At 51.0% G+C, this 17,380-nt stretch carries 17 protein-coding genes; 13 read left to right on the top strand and 4 right to left on the bottom strand.

From position 1 onward, the window contains the following. From WH37_RS36885 to WH37_RS32650, 4 genes are all read left to right on the top strand, one after another. The coding region (locus WH37_RS36885; protein ID WP_231594464.1) for a hypothetical protein at window positions 1–274 on the top strand (274 nt) is incomplete at its 5' end. A 273-nt stretch (window positions 275–547) separates the two neighbouring features. Next, entirely contained in the window at window positions 548–904 is a 357-nt protein-coding gene (locus WH37_RS32660) for a DoxX family protein (protein ID WP_074905069.1), read from the top strand. A 69-nt stretch (window positions 905–973) separates the two neighbouring features. Beyond that, the gene (locus WH37_RS32655; RefSeq protein WP_046234850.1) at window positions 974–1,744 is read left to right on the top strand and encodes a pirin family protein; all 771 of its coding nucleotides are present in this window, start codon (window positions 974–976) and stop codon (window positions 1,742–1,744) included. A gap of 37 nt (window positions 1,745–1,781) precedes the next feature. Next, on the top strand, window positions 1,782–2,231 hold the full coding sequence (locus WH37_RS32650; protein ID WP_046234849.1) for a MarR family winged helix-turn-helix transcriptional regulator: 450 nt from the start codon (window positions 1,782–1,784) through the stop codon (window positions 2,229–2,231). Here WH37_RS32650 and WH37_RS35875 read toward each other — a convergent pair. The 3 genes from WH37_RS35875 to WH37_RS32640 form a co-directional block, all read right to left on the bottom strand. Continuing rightward, window positions 2,223–2,375, bottom strand: a complete 153-nt coding sequence (locus WH37_RS35875; protein ID WP_156182440.1) for a hypothetical protein — start codon at window positions 2,373–2,375, stop codon at window positions 2,223–2,225. The two genes, WH37_RS32650 and WH37_RS35875, sit on opposite strands and share 9 nt — an antisense overlap. 92 nt (window positions 2,376–2,467) lie before the next feature. Then, window positions 2,468–3,823, bottom strand: a complete 1,356-nt coding sequence (locus tag WH37_RS32645; protein ID WP_046234848.1) for a dicarboxylate/amino acid:cation symporter — start codon at window positions 3,821–3,823, stop codon at window positions 2,468–2,470. Window positions 3,824–4,101: 278 nt separating this feature from the next. Continuing rightward, entirely contained in the window at window positions 4,102–4,983 is an 882-nt protein-coding gene (locus WH37_RS32640) for an AraC family transcriptional regulator (RefSeq protein WP_046234847.1), read from the bottom strand. Window positions 4,984–5,339: 356 nt separating this feature from the next. Between WH37_RS32640 and WH37_RS32635 the strand changes: the two genes are divergently transcribed. From WH37_RS32635 to WH37_RS32610, 6 genes are all read left to right on the top strand, one after another. Continuing rightward, window positions 5,340–6,170, top strand: a complete 831-nt coding sequence (locus WH37_RS32635; protein ID WP_046234846.1) for an amidohydrolase family protein — start codon at window positions 5,340–5,342, stop codon at window positions 6,168–6,170. Continuing rightward, window positions 6,167–7,675, top strand: a complete 1,509-nt coding sequence (locus WH37_RS32630) for a tagaturonate reductase (protein WP_046234845.1) — start codon at window positions 6,167–6,169, stop codon at window positions 7,673–7,675. Before WH37_RS32635 ends, WH37_RS32630 begins: the two co-directional genes overlap by 4 nt. Next, window positions 7,668–9,182, top strand: a complete 1,515-nt coding sequence (locus WH37_RS32625) for a UxaA family hydrolase (protein WP_046234844.1) — start codon at window positions 7,668–7,670, stop codon at window positions 9,180–9,182. Before WH37_RS32630 ends, WH37_RS32625 begins: the two co-directional genes overlap by 8 nt. Window positions 9,183–9,195: 13 nt before the next feature. Further along, entirely contained in the window at window positions 9,196–10,161 is a 966-nt protein-coding gene (locus tag WH37_RS32620; RefSeq protein WP_046234843.1) for an aldo/keto reductase, read from the top strand. Beyond that, on the top strand, window positions 10,158–11,201 hold the full coding sequence (locus WH37_RS32615) for a zinc-binding alcohol dehydrogenase family protein (RefSeq protein WP_046234842.1): 1,044 nt from the start codon (window positions 10,158–10,160) through the stop codon (window positions 11,199–11,201). The genes WH37_RS32620 and WH37_RS32615 overlap by 4 nt, the downstream gene beginning before the upstream one ends. Window positions 11,202–11,410: 209 nt before the next feature. Next, window positions 11,411–11,977: a beta-class carbonic anhydrase gene (locus tag WH37_RS32610; RefSeq protein WP_046234841.1), complete on the top strand. Its 567-nt coding sequence runs from the start codon at window positions 11,411–11,413 to the stop codon at window positions 11,975–11,977. 92 nt (window positions 11,978–12,069) lie between these two features. Here WH37_RS32610 and WH37_RS32605 read toward each other — a convergent pair whose 3' ends face one another. Further along, a complete protein-coding gene (locus WH37_RS32605; protein WP_046234840.1) occupies window positions 12,070–12,480 on the bottom strand; it encodes a VOC family protein in 411 nt (136 codons plus the stop codon). Window positions 12,481–13,299: 819 nt separating this feature from the next. On the opposite strand from WH37_RS32605, the gene WH37_RS32600 reads away from it, so the two are divergent. The 3 genes from WH37_RS32600 to WH37_RS32590 form a co-directional block, all read left to right on the top strand. After that, window positions 13,300–14,997, top strand: a complete 1,698-nt coding sequence (locus WH37_RS32600; protein WP_082111120.1) for a glycerol-3-phosphate dehydrogenase/oxidase — start codon at window positions 13,300–13,302, stop codon at window positions 14,995–14,997. Between the two features lie 351 nt (window positions 14,998–15,348). Then, window positions 15,349–16,917 carry a contractile injection system protein, VgrG/Pvc8 family gene (locus WH37_RS32595; protein WP_052737422.1) on the top strand — a complete coding sequence of 523 codons (1,569 nt, stop codon included), beginning with the start codon at window positions 15,349–15,351 and terminating at the stop codon, window positions 16,915–16,917. Between the two features lie 31 nt (window positions 16,918–16,948). Continuing rightward, window positions 16,949–17,380 (top strand): hypothetical protein (locus WH37_RS32590; protein WP_046234839.1); only part of this gene is annotated, 432 nt, incomplete at its 3' end.

Raw genomic sequence — 17,380 nt, 5'->3', positions numbered from 1 at the left:
GTTTCGAACAGCTTTATTACGAAAAAATAGCATAATAGGCGTGTCCACTCTATTGACAGAAGAGCAGGAGATCCGTTATTGCACTCATTCTCCCGTCAAAATGGCCATTTGCAGCCCATTAGCGTCTCCTGAGTCCGCAGCCAGTGACATAATCCCTGATTCTGATGAAATAGCGGCTGCTATATCGTCCATCTATGCCATAATCCGTATTCGGGTTGATATAGCGGCTGCTGTGTCCACCAAGTCTAGCTTTGTACAGGGAGTTAACCCCTGAAACGAAGAGCATAAAGCTGCCTTTCGGTACGTAGGTTTACATTCATGAGGGGTGGCATTCCCGGTAGTAGAGAAAAATACGTTTGACGTTGGCTTCTATCAGGACCTGATCAGGATCTGATCCTGATTACGTTTGCATACGCGGCCTAACGTGCGACAGCTACTTTCTTTTTCAAAGTCCCTTGACAGTCAATTACTCTAATGTTAGAGTAATTATATTCTAATATTAGATTAAATAATTTAAGAATAAAAAACGACTAGTGGGGGAATTAAAATGAGTATCGTATCTATTGTTATTCAAGCTTTGTTGGGACTTGGTTTTCTAATGTTTGGTTTTATGAAGCTGGGCTCGAAGCAAATGGTCGATGAGTTCAAGCGTTATGGCTTGCCTTCCGGTGTTCGACTGTTCACAGGCGTGGCTGAAATTGCGGCAGCGGCTCTTGTTGTGGCGGGTATTTGGTACAGCAGTCTGGCGGCTTGGGGCGGCTTGATTATCGTGGTCATTATGGCGGGTGCCGTTGCTACTCACCTTAAAGTCAAAGACCCAGGCTCCAAATTGGGCATGCCGCTCATATTGCTGGTGCTTGGCTTGATCGTATTGCTGCTCAACTGGAGCGCATTGGTGGGCTAATAAGGCAATGGACGTAACCGATTCGTTAAAGCTATGACATTTTCATCCTCATAAAGGAGATGCATTCAAATGAAAATTCGGATTGTAAGTCCAGAAGAACAGGGCAAAGGCGAATTTGACGGAGGCAAAATAAAAGAGCAGAAGCCAATCGGCTTTTCTGGCGAGGGCTCTATTTTCAACCGGCTTGGCCCGTTGTTTTATTGGGCATGGGGACATATTGAGGAAGCGGCCGGCATTGGAGAGCATCCACATAAGGGCTTTGAAATTTTGACCTATGTGCTGGGAGGGAAGAGCTCCCATCGGGACTCGCTCGGCACAAATAGCGTCGTCGGAGAAGGTGGCGTTCAAGTGATGCAGACCGGCTCTGGCATGTGGCATGCGGAAGGCTCGGACGGCCCGGGAGAGCTGTTTCAAATTTGGCTGGAGCCGCATCTTAGCAAGGCGGTGAAACGGGAGCCAGTATATGCCAAATATACGCATGAGCAATTTCCGCTCACATCCGAGAACGGGGTAACGGTCAAAACGATTTTGGGCGAGCATTCGCCGATTCAGCTTGTAACGGATGCTATAATGGTCGATGTGGACATGGAAGCCGGAGCTTCGCATACGTACAGCTATTCACTGGGACGCAGCCGCATTGCGGGCATATTGGCGAGCAGAGGCGGCGGCACACTTGCAAGCGAGCAGGAGATTTCATTTGCACATAAAGATTTTATAGTGGTACAGTCAGAGGAAGGCGGAGAAATACGACTAAGCAATCCAAGCCAGGAGCGGCTGCGTTTCAGCATCATTGACGTTCCGGCAGAGGTAGATTATCCGCTGTACAACAAACCACGATAACGGGTTTATTTTAGACGGGAAAGGAGGTTGGGTATATATGTATCAAGCTGATGAGCGCACCGAGCTGGACTTGCGGCTGTTCCGTGTTTGGAGCAAGGCCTCTATGGCCGTATTTGGAAATGTCAAAAAAGACATAGCAAGCCACGGCATTGAGCCGGAGCAATTCATTATTCTTGAGCTATTATACAGCAAGGGGCCACAGCCGATTACGAAAATCAGCGAAACCTTCTCCATTCCAACCGGAAGCATCACTTATGTTGTGGACAAGCTGGAGAAAAAAGGATACGTCAAGCGGCATCCCAGCCCGACCGATAGACGAGCTTCCAATGCCGCGCTTACCGAATCGGGCACGCAGCTGTTTAATGAAATTTTTCCTAAGCATGCGGAAATGATTTCACGCAGCATGTCATTCATTGATGATTCGGAGAAAGAGCTGCTGATCCAGCTGCTCAAAAAAATCGGGCTTGGCGCAGAACAGCTAAGCTGATGCTTGAATAACGGCAGAGCTGTTTCCGTCTAATACCGGGAATGCCTCTGCCGTTATTTTATGGCTTAAGTCTTTGAACGCATTAATCGATATCGGCAAGCTTCCAGCCGTCGTCCATGCGCTGAAACCCATACATCTGCTCATTTTCAAAATCTTCACCATCGGAAACGCCAATAGCCCCGCTTCATCATGAAGGCAAGCTTCGTGATCAAGCAGGGCTATTTTTCATTGGCTCATTAAGCGGGGCTTAGTTCAAGCTCATCATTATTGTTGCTGTTAAACACATCGCGATCCAGCTCGCCTTCGGCTTGAGCGACGAGCACGGAAGTGACCGTCGTTCCCGTTGCATTTACGGCTGTGCGGCCCATATCAATAAGCGATTCGACAGCGACAACAAGCGCAAGTCCTTCCAGCGGCAGGCCAACGGCAGTGAGCACGACAGTTGTCGAGATGGAGGCAGGGCCTGGTACGCCAGCAACACCGATCGACGAAATGACGCTGACGAGCACAATCAGGATATATTCGGTAACGCCGAGCGGAATGCCATAAATATGCGAAACGAATACCGCGACCACTGCAGGCCACACGCCGCCACAGCCGTTAAAGTTCATCGTGGCGCCAAGCGGAGCGACGAAGCTGGCAACTTTAGGTGAAACGCCGAGCCGCTTCGTAATGACCTCCAGATTGATCGGCAAAGTCGCGTAGCTGCTGCGCGTCGTGAACGCAACCGCAATCGTCGGATACGCCTTCTTGAAAAACCGCAGCGGATTCAGCTTGGCAACGAAGGAGATCAGTCCTCCAAATACGAGCACGAAATGCAAAATCAGGGCAATGTAGGTGACGATAATGAGCATGCCGAGCGGCTTCAACGTTTCAAGGCCATATCTGGCAGCCATAACGGCGATTAGTGCATAAACACCATATGGCGTGAAGCGAAGCACGAATTTGACAACCTGATGCAGCACCTCGGTGAGCGAGGCGAACAGCGCTTTAACGGGCTGAACGGCATCGGGCTTCTTCGCGCCAACCTTGACGATCGCAATGGCGATGAAGATGGCGAAGATCAGCACAGGAAGCACCTTGCCGGTTGCCGCTTCATTAATCGGATTGGAAGGCACCTGGTCCAAAATAACTTGGAAAAAGCTCGGCACTTCCCTAGCCTCAAAGCCTTCCGGCGAAGTAGTTTCGAAGCTACCTGCCGGGTTAAGAGCTACGGCGACGAGCAGGCCGATAATAGCGGCGACACCCGTTGTGGCAAGAAACCACGACACGGTCTTGATGCCGATTTTTTTCAGGAAAGCGATATTGGTGATGGAGATAATGCTGTTAATGACGAGCACGAAGACGAGCGGAATAACGATCATGCGAATCAAGCTGATATAGATGGAGCCGATTGTGCCAACCCCTTCGAATTGCAGCTCAAATTTATTGAAAATAATGCCGGCGACAAGACCAAGGCCAAGCGCCAGCAGCACCCTCGTACCGAAGCCTACACGTTTCTTCGCGAGATAATAAAGCGCTGCGATAATGACTGCCGATACGAGCAGCGTAATCCAGTTGTTCTGAAAAGCGGATACTAAATTATTTTCCATTCCCAACATCCTTTCTGCTATGATGAGCAGGAATTAAATATAATTCCTACCTGTTTACTTAGCATTGTAGTACGAATTGTAATATAGCACTCGTCTTTCACTCCTGTCAATTATAAATTTGGTAAAAAAAGAGGGAAACCGCTTACTTACGGTTCCCCTCTTCGATTCCTTGTTATGCATTTTTTAAAATATAAGCATGTATAAGTTACCCCCTTATAATCGGCTTATATTTCACCCTCGAAACGGAAGCTTTGCCGCCAGAGGACGGCGAAAGCCGTTTACGCTTGGTCGGCTGGCGTCGCTTTTTTATAAGCGGCGGGCGTTTGCCCGGTTACTTTTTTGAACATGCGGTGAAAATGGGGCAGGCTCTCAAAGCCGCAGGCGTCGGCAATGAGCCGAATGTTCTCGTCGCTTGCGAGCAGCAGCTCCTTGGCGCGAATAATGCGCTTCGCCGTCACATAGTCGGTGACATTCATGCCGGTGAGCTGCTTAAACACGCGGGAAAAATGGGCCGGCGTGACCGCCGCCATTTGCGCCAAAATGGACAAGCCGAGCGGGCTTTCGGGATGCTCATCGATATAGTGAAGAATGCTCCGCATCCATAGCGGGCCAATCAGCGGGCCATCCGCCTTGGCATATTCGCGGCTGCTCGCAATAATCCGGCGGTTCATCAGCAGCAAAATATGCTCCAGCTGCAGCAATATCGCCTGCCGATAGCCGGGCTGCTGCTCGCGCTGCTCCAGCTCAAGCTCATCAATGAGCCGCTCCAGCTTGAGCTGCTCCTGCAGGGTAGGCTCAAATTTGTAGCGTTTATGCTTTTTGGCATGGTCGAAGCAGCGCAAATAAGAGAAGGTGTCCCCGAACGACGCGGTTTGGACGAATAACGTGCTGAAAAAAATCGCCGTCGACGTCACCGGCTCCTCCTTGTCGGGAAACGAGCGATGTATCGTATTGCCCGGAATAATAAACAAATCGCCGGGCTTCATATCGTAAAAGGTTTGGTCAATAAAAAAAGTGCCTTTTCCTTCATAAATATAGACGAGCTCATACCAGTCATGCAGATGATCGGGCAGCTCCGTCTGCCAATGCTTGCGGTCACGGTAGACGAAATCGAAAGGGAATGAGCTGCCAACCTCGAACGGCTTGCGAAACGGCTCCATAAGCGAAACGCCTCCTCCATGCGCTTGCTTGAGCCAAGCGCGCCTTGTTTCTATAGTCCAGCATAGCAAAAATCAAAATACAGTACAAATATGCAGGAATACGTTATTTTTAATATCATTATTGGCATTTATAATAAGAGAAAAGGGATAAATAGCAGCGGGAGCAGGTTTCCACATTAGAGCGGATGCTGCTTTGAAAACGTTAACAATTATACTTGCATTTTAAAATATAGGAAAGGATATGATTTCGCCATCCTTTCTCTATATTTCTCGGACTGAAACGCGCTGCGCCGCCAAAGGACGGCGAAAGCCGTTTCACCTTGTGTGAAAATATCGTTTTATAGGGGGCAGCGACGATGAGGATTGATGCACATCAGCATTATTGGGCAATTGAGCGGGGCGATTACGGCTGGATTACACCAGAGGTTCCCGTGCTTTACCGCGATTTTGGGCCGGAGCATTTGCAGCCAAACCTGAATCGGCATGGCATTAGCCATACGATCGCGGTGCAAGCAGCACCAACGTTGGCAGAGACCGAGTATTTACTCGCCTTGAGCGACCGCACGGAGTCGATTGCGGGGGTTGTCGGTTATCTCGATCTGTTCGATCCCGAGCATTTAAGCCACTTCGAACGATTTGAACGTCATCAGCGGTTCGTGGGGTTCCGCGTGATGATTCAAGAGCTGCAGGATGCAAATGTGATTTTGCAGCAGACGTTCGTTGAAGCGCTGAAGGAGTATGAGCAGCGGGATACGCCTATTGACCTGCTTCTCGCCGTGCATCAGCTTGACTCGCTCGTTCAGCTCATGAAGCAGGTGCCGAATTTGCGCGGTGTTATCGATCATCTGGCAAAGCCGCGGATCGCGGCGGGAGAACTTGACCCTTGGCGCAGTCAGCTGACGGAGCTGGCGCGTTATCCGAAGCTGTATTGCAAGCTGTCAGGAATGGTGACGGAGGCAAGCCACGAAAGCTGGAGACCGGAGCATTTTATCGCGTATATTCGCCATGTGCTGGAGGTTTTTGGTCCGGACCGGGTGATGTTCGGCAGTGATTGGCCGGTGTGCCTGCTGGCGGCGGGCTATGATGAAGTCGTGGATGTGCTGGAGCAGGCGCTGCCAGCCTCTTGGGGAGATGCGGAGCGAAGCAAGCTGTTCGGACTAAATGCAAAGGAGTTTTATAAACTATGAGCCAGTTAAATAAGACGCTTCTGGGACAGGAAGACCGCGAAAGATATGAGGCGGTTCAAGCAGGGAAAATAACGGTGCTGCAAATCGGCGAAGGCAACTTTTTGCGCGGCTTTTCCGATTGGATGCTTCAGGAATGCCATAAGCAGGGGCTGTTCGGCGGTGGTGTCGCGGTGACGCAGCCGCGTCCAGGCGGCAAGCCAAAAATTGACGCGTTAGCCAAGCAGGGTGGCCTTTATACGCTGGTCATTCGCGGATTGGAAAATGGTGCGGCTGTCGAGCGCAAGGAAGTCGTTACCGTATTTGCGAAAGCATTCGATCCGTATTCGGAGTGGGAAGCGCTAGTGCAGCTTGCGGAAAGCGAGGATTTGCGTTTCGTCGTTTCCAACACGACGGAGGCGGGACTTGCCTACAAGCCGGAGCCGCTGCAGGAAGGCCAGCCGATTCAGTCTTATCCAGGCAAGCTTGCCTACTTGCTGTATCGCCGTTTTCTCGCATTCGAAGGCGTTGCGGGCAGCGGATTGATCTGCTTGCCCTGCGAGCTGCTGGAACGCAATGGCGATGAGCTGAAAGCTTGCGTCCTGCGCTATAGCGAAGATTGGGGCTTCCCGCAGGCGTTCAAAGAATGGGTGGAGCAGGATAACCGCTTCCTAAACTCGCTTGTAGACCGGATCGTGACGGGCTACCCTGATGAGCAGCAGGCGCAGCAATGGTTTGCGGAGTGGGGCTATGAGGACCCGATGCTGACGACAGCGGAGCCGTACCATTTTTGGGCGATTGAGGCGGAGCCGGAGCTGGATGAGCAGCTGCCGCTGCGCCGGGCAGGGCTGAATGTGCATTTTGTGGAGGATTTGAAGCCATTTCAGCTGCGGAAGGTGCGGATACTGAATGGCGCACACACGCTGATGACGCCGCTTGCGCTTGTCCATGGGCTGGAGCAGGTGCGCGAAGTGATGGAGCATGCTGAGTTTGGTCCATACGTTCGTGATGCCGTAGAGAAGGAGATCATTCCGGCGCTGCCGCTGCCGGAAGACGAGCTTAAAGATTATGCCGCTGCGGTCTATGAGCGCTTTCTCAATCCGTTCATCCGCCACCGGCTCGCTGATATTGCGATGAACAGCATCAGCAAGTTCAAGGTCAGGCTGCTGCCATCTCTGCTAGCTTACGCAGATCGCGGCGAGCCAGTGCCAGCACGGCTTGTACGCGCTTTTGCCGGATTGCTGCGCTACTATAAAGTAGAGAGCGATGGAGCAGGCGCATATACAGGTACGGATTTGTTCGGCACCGTCTATACGGTGCGCGACGATGCCGGAGCATTAGCGGCGCTTGCAGCGGCGTGGGCTTCGGAAGGAGCAGGTCAAGGCGCAGCAGCGGGTTCGGAACAAGAGCAAGCAGAGCGGCTGCTGGCCTTAAGCGAGCTGTGGGGGCGCGACTTGCAGGCAGTACCAGGCTTGGTGGAGGCGGTAGCTTCACAATTAGAGGAACTGGAGCGTGGTCAGCATGAATAACTGGGTTCGGCTTAATGAGAAGGATCAGGTCGTTATTGCGCTTACGCCGCTTTCCCAAGGGGATAAGCTGACGCTTGAAAATGGCAGGGAGCTGGAGCTGCTGGATGACGTGCCGAAAGGGCATAAAATTGCAGCGACTCCAATCCCGCAGGACGCCCATGTGCTCAAGTTCGGCTATTCCATCGGCATTGCCAAGTCGGATATTTCGGCAGGCAGCTGGGTGCATACGCATAATATTGGAACGGGCTTGAAGGGCTTTCTAGAGTATTCGTATGATCCGGCCAAGGGTCGAGAGGAATCGGCAGCGCCAGCTGCGAGCTCCGTGAATCGCGCGAACCAGACGTTTCAAGGCTATGTGCGGGATGGCGGCGAGGTTGGCATCCGCAATGAAATTTGGATCATTAACACGGTCGGCTGCATTAACAAAACCTGTGAAATCGTAGCGCGAAAGGCCGATGCAATGTATGCGGGACGCGTCGATGGCGTTTATCATTTTGCCCATCCGTTTGGCTGCTCGCAGCTTGGCGACGATCTTCAGCATACGCAGAAGCTGCTCGCTTCGCTTGTGAATCATCCGAATGCAGCGGGTGTGCTCGTGATGGGACTCGGCTGCGAAAATAATCAAATCGACCTGTTTAAGCAGGCGATTGGCAATTATAACCCGGAGCGCGTCAAGTTTATCAAGTCGCAGGAGGTCGAGGATGAGCTGGAGGCTGCGCTTGAGGAAATCGACACTCTCGTCGAATTCGCAGAGCGCTTCAAGCGGGAGCCGGTACCGGTCTCCAAGCTTAAGCTAGGGCTCAAATGCGGCGGCTCAGACGGCTTGTCCGGCATTACCGCCAACCCGCTTGTCGGGACGGTATCCGATCGCTTAATTGAGGCGGGTGGAACGGCGATTTTGACCGAGGTGCCTGAAATGTTCGGCGCGGAAACGATATTGATGAATCGCGCAGACAATGAGCAGGTTTTTGGGAAAATCGTACATTTAATTAACGACTTTAAGCAATATTTTATTCGTCATGATCAGGAAATTTATGAAAATCCTTCGCCAGGCAACAAGGCCGGCGGTATCAGTACGCTGGAGGAGAAGTCGCTCGGCTGTACGCAAAAGGGCGGCCACGCGCTGGTGAAGGACGTTGTGCCTTATGGCGAGCGGATTTCGCATACTGGCCTGAATTTGCTGGAAGCGCCGGGCAATGATCTCGTATCAGTAACGGCATTGTCCGCTGGGGGAGCGCATATTGTGCTGTTCACGACAGGACGGGGAACGCCATTCGGCGGCCCGGTGCCAACAGTGAAAATCGCGACGAACAGCGAGCTGGCCGGACGCAAAAAAAATTGGATTGATTTCAATGCGGGACAGCTGCTCGAAGGCAAGACGATGAACGAGCTGACCGATGAGCTGTGGGATCAGCTGCTGGCGCTCGCTTCTGGCGAAGCGAAGACGAATAATGAACGCAATGGCTTTAAGGAAATTGCGATTTTCAAAGACGGCGTTATTTTGTAATTGGAGGGAAACGATGAAATATCGCAAATTAGGTAAAACCGGACTGGATGTATCGGTACTCAGCTTCGGCGCGTCTTCGCTCGGTTCGGTATTCCGGGAAACGAATGAGGAAGAAGCGATTCGTACCGTTCACAGCGCATTGGATGCGGGCATTAACTATATCGACGTCTCGCCGTATTACGGAATGACGAAGGCGGAGACGGTGCTCGGAAAGGCGATTAAGGAGCTGCCGCGGGACCAGTTTCTGCTCTCGACTAAAGCGGGCCGATATGGCGTAGATAACTTTGATTTTTCCGAGAGCCGGATTATTAGCTCTCTTGAAGAAAGCTTGCAGCGGCTTAACACGGACTATGTTGATTTTATGTTCCTTCACGATATTGAGTTTGTTTCGCCTGAGCATGCGGCACAGGGCATTCCAGCGCTGCAAAAGCTCAAGGAGCAGGGGAAAATACGTCACTATGGCATTTCCGGATTGCCGCTGCAGCTATTCGAGAAATGGCTGCCGCATACGGAAGTCGATGTGATTTTATCCTATTGCCATTATTCGTTAAATGATACGTCGCTGCTTGGCCTGCTGCCGCTCATTGAGCAGCACAATGTCGGCTTGGTCAGCGCGTCGCCGTTGTCGATGGGCTTGCTTGGCACAAGAGGCACGCCGGACTGGCATCCGGCCAGCGGCGAGCTGAAGGCCGCCTGTCTGCGTGCTGCCGAGCATTGTGCTGCGCAAGGGACAGATATTGCGAAGCTGGCTATGCAGTTTGCTGTAGCGAATGAGCAAATTCCGACGATGCTGGTCAGTACAGCAAATCCAGAAAATATCCGCCGCAATGCGGCGTGGATAGAGGAGCCTATAGACGAGCAGCTTCTTAAGGAAGTGCTTGAATTGCTGGCGCCAGTTGCAGATGAAAGCTGGATCAGCGGCTTGCCGGAATATAATGAGAAAATTAGCGGCGGCGGGCAAAGGAGCGCGACATCATGAAAGCTATTGTTTGTGAGCAGCCAGACAGCCTCAAGCTGACGGAGCAGGAGCAGCCTGCTTTTGGCGGAGGCGGCGAAGGTACACTCACGGCGGGCCCAGAGGATGCCATTATTCGCATCCGCCGCATCGGCATTTGCGGCACAGATATGCATGCGTACAAAGGCAACCAGCCTTTTTTTCAATACCCTCGTGTTCTTGGACATGAGCTGGCGGCTATTGTAGAAGCGGTCGGTGAAAAGGTAACCGGGCTTAAGCCAGGCGATCAAGTTAGTGTCATTCCTTATATGCACTGCGGTACTTGCACTGCATGCAGGCGCGGCAAAACAAATTGCTGCACCGCGATGCAAGTGCTGGGCGTTCATAAGGATGGCGGCATGCGCGAGCTGATCGCGGTTCCCGCCACCCATCTGATCAAGACCGATGGCTTAACGCTGGATGCGACAGCTATGCTGGAGCCGCTTAGCATCGGCGCCCATGCTGTGCGCCGTGCGGAGCTGGAAGCGGGCGAGACCGTGCTCGTTATCGGAGCAGGGCCGATAGGGCTTGGCGTTATGGCGTTTGCCAAGCATCAGGGAGCACGGGTCATTGCGATGGATATTAATGACGAGCGGCTTGCTTTTTGCAAGGATTGGGCTGGTGTTGATGAAACGGTTCATGCCTTGCAGCAGCCGAAAGAGCGGATCGCCGAGCTGACAGAGGGAGAATTTCCGACCGTCGTATTTGACGCAACGGGCAACGCCCGTTCTATGACAGACGCCTTCGGTCTGGCAGCGCATGGCGGCAAGCTGGTCTATGTTGGACTCGTGAAAGCGGATATTGCCTTTCATGATCCTGAATTCCATAAGCGTGAGCTCACTCTGATGGGCAGCCGCAATGCAACGCGTGAGGATTTCGACATCGTGATTGAAGCGGTATCCAGAGGCAGTGTTAACGTAGACCGGTTAATTACGCATCGTTCGTCCTTTGAAGGTTTGATTGGCGTGTTCGACGAGTGGCTGAAGCCGGAATCGAAAGTCATTAAAGCGATAGTAGAACTGTAACCTTATTCTTGCTATTGCCCATATTGTGCGACTTATGCTAAAGTAAGTTTAGCTTTTCTGATCCTGTGTGAGCTAAGCTTACGTATATGGCATGAGTTGCGCAGGAATGATAATGAAGGGAGAGCTGCGGCTCTTCCTTTTTTATATGAATAGGCCTTCATAAATGATAGACAAGGCTTATCTGGCAATAGCAGAGGGGGAGATGAAGGATGAGTATTGTAAATGATTTATTGTCATATAATGAAAAATTTGTTGAGGAAAAACGATATGAACAGTTTCTCACAGACAAGTTTCCGGCGAAAAAGCTGGCGATTTTGACGTGCATGGACACTCGGCTTGTTGAGCTGCTGCCGCAAGCGCTGAATTTGCGCAATGGCGATGCCAAAATCATTAAAAACGCGGGTGCGATTTTGACTCAACCGTTCGGTAGTGCGATGCGCAGTATTTTAGTCGCTGTCTATGAGCTGGGCGTAGAGGAAGTGCTCGTTATCGGGCATCACGGCTGTGGCATGAACAATTTGGATACGCAGGGCATGGTCAATAAATTCAAGGAAAACGGCATTTCTGAAGTCGTTATCGAGACGCTGGAGAGTTCCGGCATTAAGATGGACCGTTTCTTGAAGGGGTTCGATAAGGTAGAGGAAGGCGTCATGGACAGCATCGGTATTATTCGCAACCATCCGCTGATGCCCGCGCATATTCCTGTTCACGGCTTCATTATCGATCCGGAGACGGGACGCATTGAGCTGGTGGATGAAGGATACAAGAAGGAATAATTTATTCCGAAAAATAACATTAAGCAAACCCCTTTCGCATAAAGCGAGAGGGGTTTGCTTTTTTTTATACCTAATTTTGTGCCTAAGTGGAGCTAAGCTTCGCTTGTCTTCGCAGCCGTCGTAATCATCCACTGGATACCGAACTTATCTTCCAGCTGTCCGAACAGCGAGCCCCAAAATTCCAGACTCAGCTCTTTTTTCACCGTTCCACCCTCAGACAGCTTATTGAAAGCCTCATGCGCTTCCGCTTCGCCTTCGAATTCCAAGCTTAGATTAATGGCACTTCCATGGGTCAGTGTCTGGTTAACAGCATCGCATAGCATGAAGTTAACACCGGCGGCCTTCATCTCCAGATGAAGAATTCTGTCCTTTACATCGTCTTGCGTATTCGGCAAATCCCCGAATTTCATCATGGAGACGATTTCCCCTCCAAGCGACTGAATATAAAAATCAGCCTGTGCTTTAGCATCCTCTGAGAAAAAATAAGTAGTGAGCTTCGCCATAGTTTAGCATCCTTCCCATTATGAAATGTATAGGCTTGTACTCTGTTCAGTATAGCCTATTTTTCGGAAATATCTTTATTTTGATTTTATAACGAATGGGTCTATTCATCGATTCTTCGCCAGATGATCAGTGTTTGACTCGGTCATTATTGATCTGCGTAAATCAATGACCGAAATACTGGATTATTTTGTGGATTTGGGTCATCAGCGAATTGGATACATTGGCGGGCATAATATGGTCAATAATAAGCGAGTACGCGATGAACGTGAAATGACGCTGCGGGACTATTTGAAAAACAAAGACATTTTTCACCCCAATACATTTTCACCAGTGAAAATCTGTTTTCCGAGGATGGTTATGTTTAGATGTCCCGTGCGATTGAGAGCGGGGAGCGGACGATTCCGAAAAAGGTCGTTATACCGAGGCTTTGACGATTAGAAGCAGCTGTTCGGAGGTGTAAAAGCAAGGCGAAAAAGGCTCATCGCTGCGTGAAAGGTTTGGCTTTCCATCACGGTACCCCTCTTCAGCCTGTTTACGAGCAGGCCCCGTTATGCTATAATGTGGGCACAAGTTAATATTCGGTCGGAGAAACGGAGACACCGCAGAAACCTTTTGCATCGCGCTAGATGTTGCGCAGCTTAAGGTGTTTGCGGTTTTTTCGTTTTCTTTTTTTAAAATATAAGCATTTATAAGTTTCACACTTATAATGGGCTTATATTTCACCCGCGAAACGATAGCTTTGCCGCCAGAGGACGGCTTCAGCCGTTTGCGCTTGGCAGGATATTGGACCAGAACTAGCTGAAAAGGTGGAATAGACGATGAGCAAACAGACAGGAATGACAAAACAGGGTGCTTTTAGCGCATTAAATAGGGAACAGCTTTACCGTAGTCTAGGCGAGGAAACATTCGATTTGCTCGTTATAGGTGGAGGCATTACAGGAGCAGGCATTGCGCTGGATGCCCAGACACGCGGCCTCAAGACAGCGCTTGTAGATATGCAGGACTTTGCGGCAGGGACATCGAGCCGTTCGACGAAGCTCGTTCACGGCGGTCTGCGTTATTTGAAGCAGCTGGAAATCGGCGTCGTAGCAGAAGTTGGCAAAGAGCGCGCGATTGTGTATGAGAACGGACCGCATGTGACGACGCCAGAATGGATGCTGCTGCCTTTTTATACAGGCGGCACCTTCGGTAAATTCTCGACCTCGCTCGGCCTGCGCGTGTATGACTTTCTGGCTGGCGTCAAACGCGGCGAGCGCCGGAAAATGTTCAGCGTAGACGAGACGATGAGCAGAGAGCCGCTGCTGAAGCGCGAAGGCATGAAGGGCGGCGGCTATTATGTGGAATACCGCACCGATGATGCGCGTCTGACAATTGAAGTGATGAAGAAGGCTGTGGACATGGGCGCGCTCTCGATTCCTTATGTGAAGGTTGAATCGTTCATTTATGAGAACGGCAGAGTTGTTGGCGCTAATGTGCGTGATCTGCTGTCCGGAGCCGAGAGCAAGGTGCGTGCCGTTAAGGTTGTCAATGCGACAGGCCCGTGGGTCGATACGCTGCGTGAGCAGGATGGCTCGAAGCAAGGCAAAACGGTGCATTTGACCAAAGGGGTGCATTTGGTATTTGACCAATCGCGCTTCCCGCTGCATCAAGCGGTATATTTCGATACGCCGGACGGACGTATGGTGTTCGCGATTCCGCGTGACGGCAAAACGTATATCGGCACAACCGATACGAACTACAAGGCAGATAAGGCGCATCCGCGCATGACAAAGCAGGATCTGGACTATATTTTGCAGGCTGCAAATTTCATGTTCCCTTCAATCAAGCTGAAAGCCTCCGATGTGGAATCGAGCTGGGCCGGCTTGCGTCCGCTCATTCACCAGGAGGGCAAAGATCCTTCGGAAATTTCGCGTAAGGATGAGGTATTCGTAGCTGGTTCTGGGCTGATCTCGATTGCAGGCGGCAAGCTGACGGGCTATCGCAAAATGGCGGAGAGCGTCGTGAACACGGTGAGCACGCAGCTCACAGCGGAAGGCCGCAGCGGCATTCGCCCAAGCGGTACGAAAAATCTGCCATTGTCAGGCGGCGACTTCGGCGGCTCCGCCCAATTCCCGGCTTTCGTTGCCAAGAAAACGGAGGAAGGCGTTCGTGCTGGGCTGTCACGCGAAGAGGCTGAGCGTCTTGCCCGCCATTTTGGCACCAATGTGGATCAAGTGCTTGGACTTATCCCGCAGTACAAAGGCCAGCCAACGGCTAGCGGCCAAGAGCTTTCGCTCAGCCTGCGCATTGAGCTGATGTACGGTCTGGAGTATGAGCTGACGACGAAGCCGGCGGATTTCTGGATTCGCCGTACAGGCAACCTGTTGTTTGACCGCGCTCGCGTCCTGCAATGGAAGGATGCGGTGCATGCCGAGATGGCAGCGCTGTTCGGCTGGTCGGAAGAGACGAGCGCAGCCTATGCTGCTGAGCTGGAGCAGGAGCTGTATTATGCAGTGACGCCAGTGGATCAGGAATAGGAACTAGTGGAAGTAGCAGCAAAATTGAAGTGAATGAACATCATAAAAACAGCAAAATAACGGCAAAACGGACAAGGGCTAATGTGTGTACGCAAGCCGTGGCCGCCTAATAAATAAGCTTCCTTTATACACCATTCGTGTATGAAGGGAGCTTATTTTTTTGATGCCTTTTTATTGAAATTAAGGTTGTTCTATTAATAAACGATCTTAAAAAGTCGATATATATTTTAATATTATAGTATAAGTATGTAAAATAGTCCTGTTATATATCGTTTAGACTGTAACATTATTCCCTGTACTATAACTTAATGGTACAGCTGGAGGCTTAGGCAAATTGAAGGAGATGACATAATGGCCTTATTTTCAGTTAGCTATGAAGAATTGCGCATACTTCCTTTTGACATGAGATTGCATCATGTGCTGCTCGTCAAAAAAGTTCATGATCACGCCAAATTGACGTTTACGGGCATCATTCCGGAGGAAAAGGAAGATTATTATGTTCGAATGGCGGATGATCAAACCCCCATCGAGCTTCTTTATACCGAAAAAAGCGGGAAGCAGCATCGGCTGTTTCATGGCATGATCATGAAGCTCCATGTTCGCGTAGAAAACCACGTTTATTGGCTGGAGGCGGAGGCTGTGTCGCATACGCATGCGATGGATCTCAAGCCGCAAACCCGCTCTTTCCAAAATCAAGCGATGCTCCTCCCCGATCTCATGCAGCAAATCAGCGGCTATTATCCCAAAGGGCAAACGTTCAATACGTTTGATGAAAATAAAAAGCTCGGTGCCTACACGCTGCAATATCAGGAAACCGACTGGCAGTTTTTGAAGCGTCTTGCTTCCCGCTATCATTCGGTGCTTGTTCCGGTCACGACCGAGGACTGCATTCGTGTATATGTAGGCATTCCGGACAATCGGGACGCAGGCAAAATCGAGGCGACGCACTACCGGATGTACAAGGATTTGGTCGCTTATAAACAAGAAGCGTCGATGGAGAAATCCGGCCTTAGCGAGCAGGATTACATTTGCTACGAAATCGTGCTGAACAATCGGGTGCTTGAGCTGGGCGATAAAGTGACGTTTAAAGGGCATAAGCTCCATGTATTCGAGGTGCGGACGGAAATGCAGCATGGGCTGCTCACCCATCGGTATACGCTTTGCCTGAAACGCGCGGCTTACCGCCGCAAGCGGCATAATGCCAAGCTGATTGGCGCGTCGATTTCGGGGAAAGTGATGGAGGTTGTGCGTGACGAGGTAAAGGTGCAGCTTGATTACGATCAGAACTGGAGCCTCGCCATCGCCAGCCCATTCCCTTACTCTACGATGTATGCGTCGGACGACCAGACGGGCTGGTACTGCATGCCGGAGAAAGGCGACAGCGTGCGGATTTATTTTCCGAATGCGAAGGAAGCCGAAGGGATTGCGCTCAGCTCGGTGCGGAAGAAGGTGCCGGAGGAAGCAATGAATGCGGCGGCTCCGTCTGGTTCAGGGAATGGTGGGTCGTCCGGATCAGCAGGCGGGAAAAGCCAAAATGTAACGATGACGGTTGTCCAGCAGGAACAGCTGCAGCCGGTCATTAACTACGACAAGGATTTGAAGGACGATTTGATGGCGAATCCGAATACGAAGTTTTTGCTGACGCCAACGGGGCAAAAAATCACGTTTGAGGAAGACAAAATCACCATAACTGGCGCGACCGGGGGTGCTACCATTACGCTGACAAGCGCGGGGACGATCATTTTGAACTGTGAAAATAAAATTATGCTGCAAGCGAGCAAGCAGATAGAGATGGTCGGCGAATCAATCATGATGGTGGCGAACCAGATCGAAATGTCCACGAAGGACGGCAACGGAGGAATCACGATTGACCAAGGCCAGGTTGTCATTAAAGGGATTGAAGTGCTGATGAATCAGTAGGCAATGAACACCATAGATAGGAGTACAAGCGATGCACGATATGGAAGTGTGGCAGCATTTTTTAGAAGAGGATGTAATCCCGCAGCGCAATGCTCAAATTCGGGCGTTGCATCATTATTATGTGAAAAATAAAGCGTTGATCGCGGCAGAGTTCACCGCGCTGTTTGACCGATTTTGCCAAGCGGTGCTGGCTCGGCAGCAGGAAGGGATTTTGCAGAAATGTGCCTATATCCACATCTCCTTGCTGCGGACAAGCCTGAACGAAGGACATCCGGTCTATATGCTGGAAGCGAGCGACAGGGAGACGGATGGCAAGGTGGGGCTGACCCCTTTTCGCTATGAGGCGGGGTGGATTTATGGCTTCGCAGAGGCTTGGGATCAAGGCTGCGAGGAACGGCGCAAGCGGTATATGAACCGAATTGAGCGACATTCGTTTGAGGTTTGGATGAAGGAGCAGCTGTAT

It is taken from the genome of Paenibacillus algorifonticola (assembly GCF_000971975.1).
In the GTDB taxonomy this organism is placed as follows: Bacteria; Bacillota; Bacilli; order Paenibacillales; family Paenibacillaceae; genus Pristimantibacillus; species Pristimantibacillus algorifonticola.
Note: the sequence above shows the minus strand (reverse complement) of the source record. Positions and strands in the feature narration are given on the sequence as shown.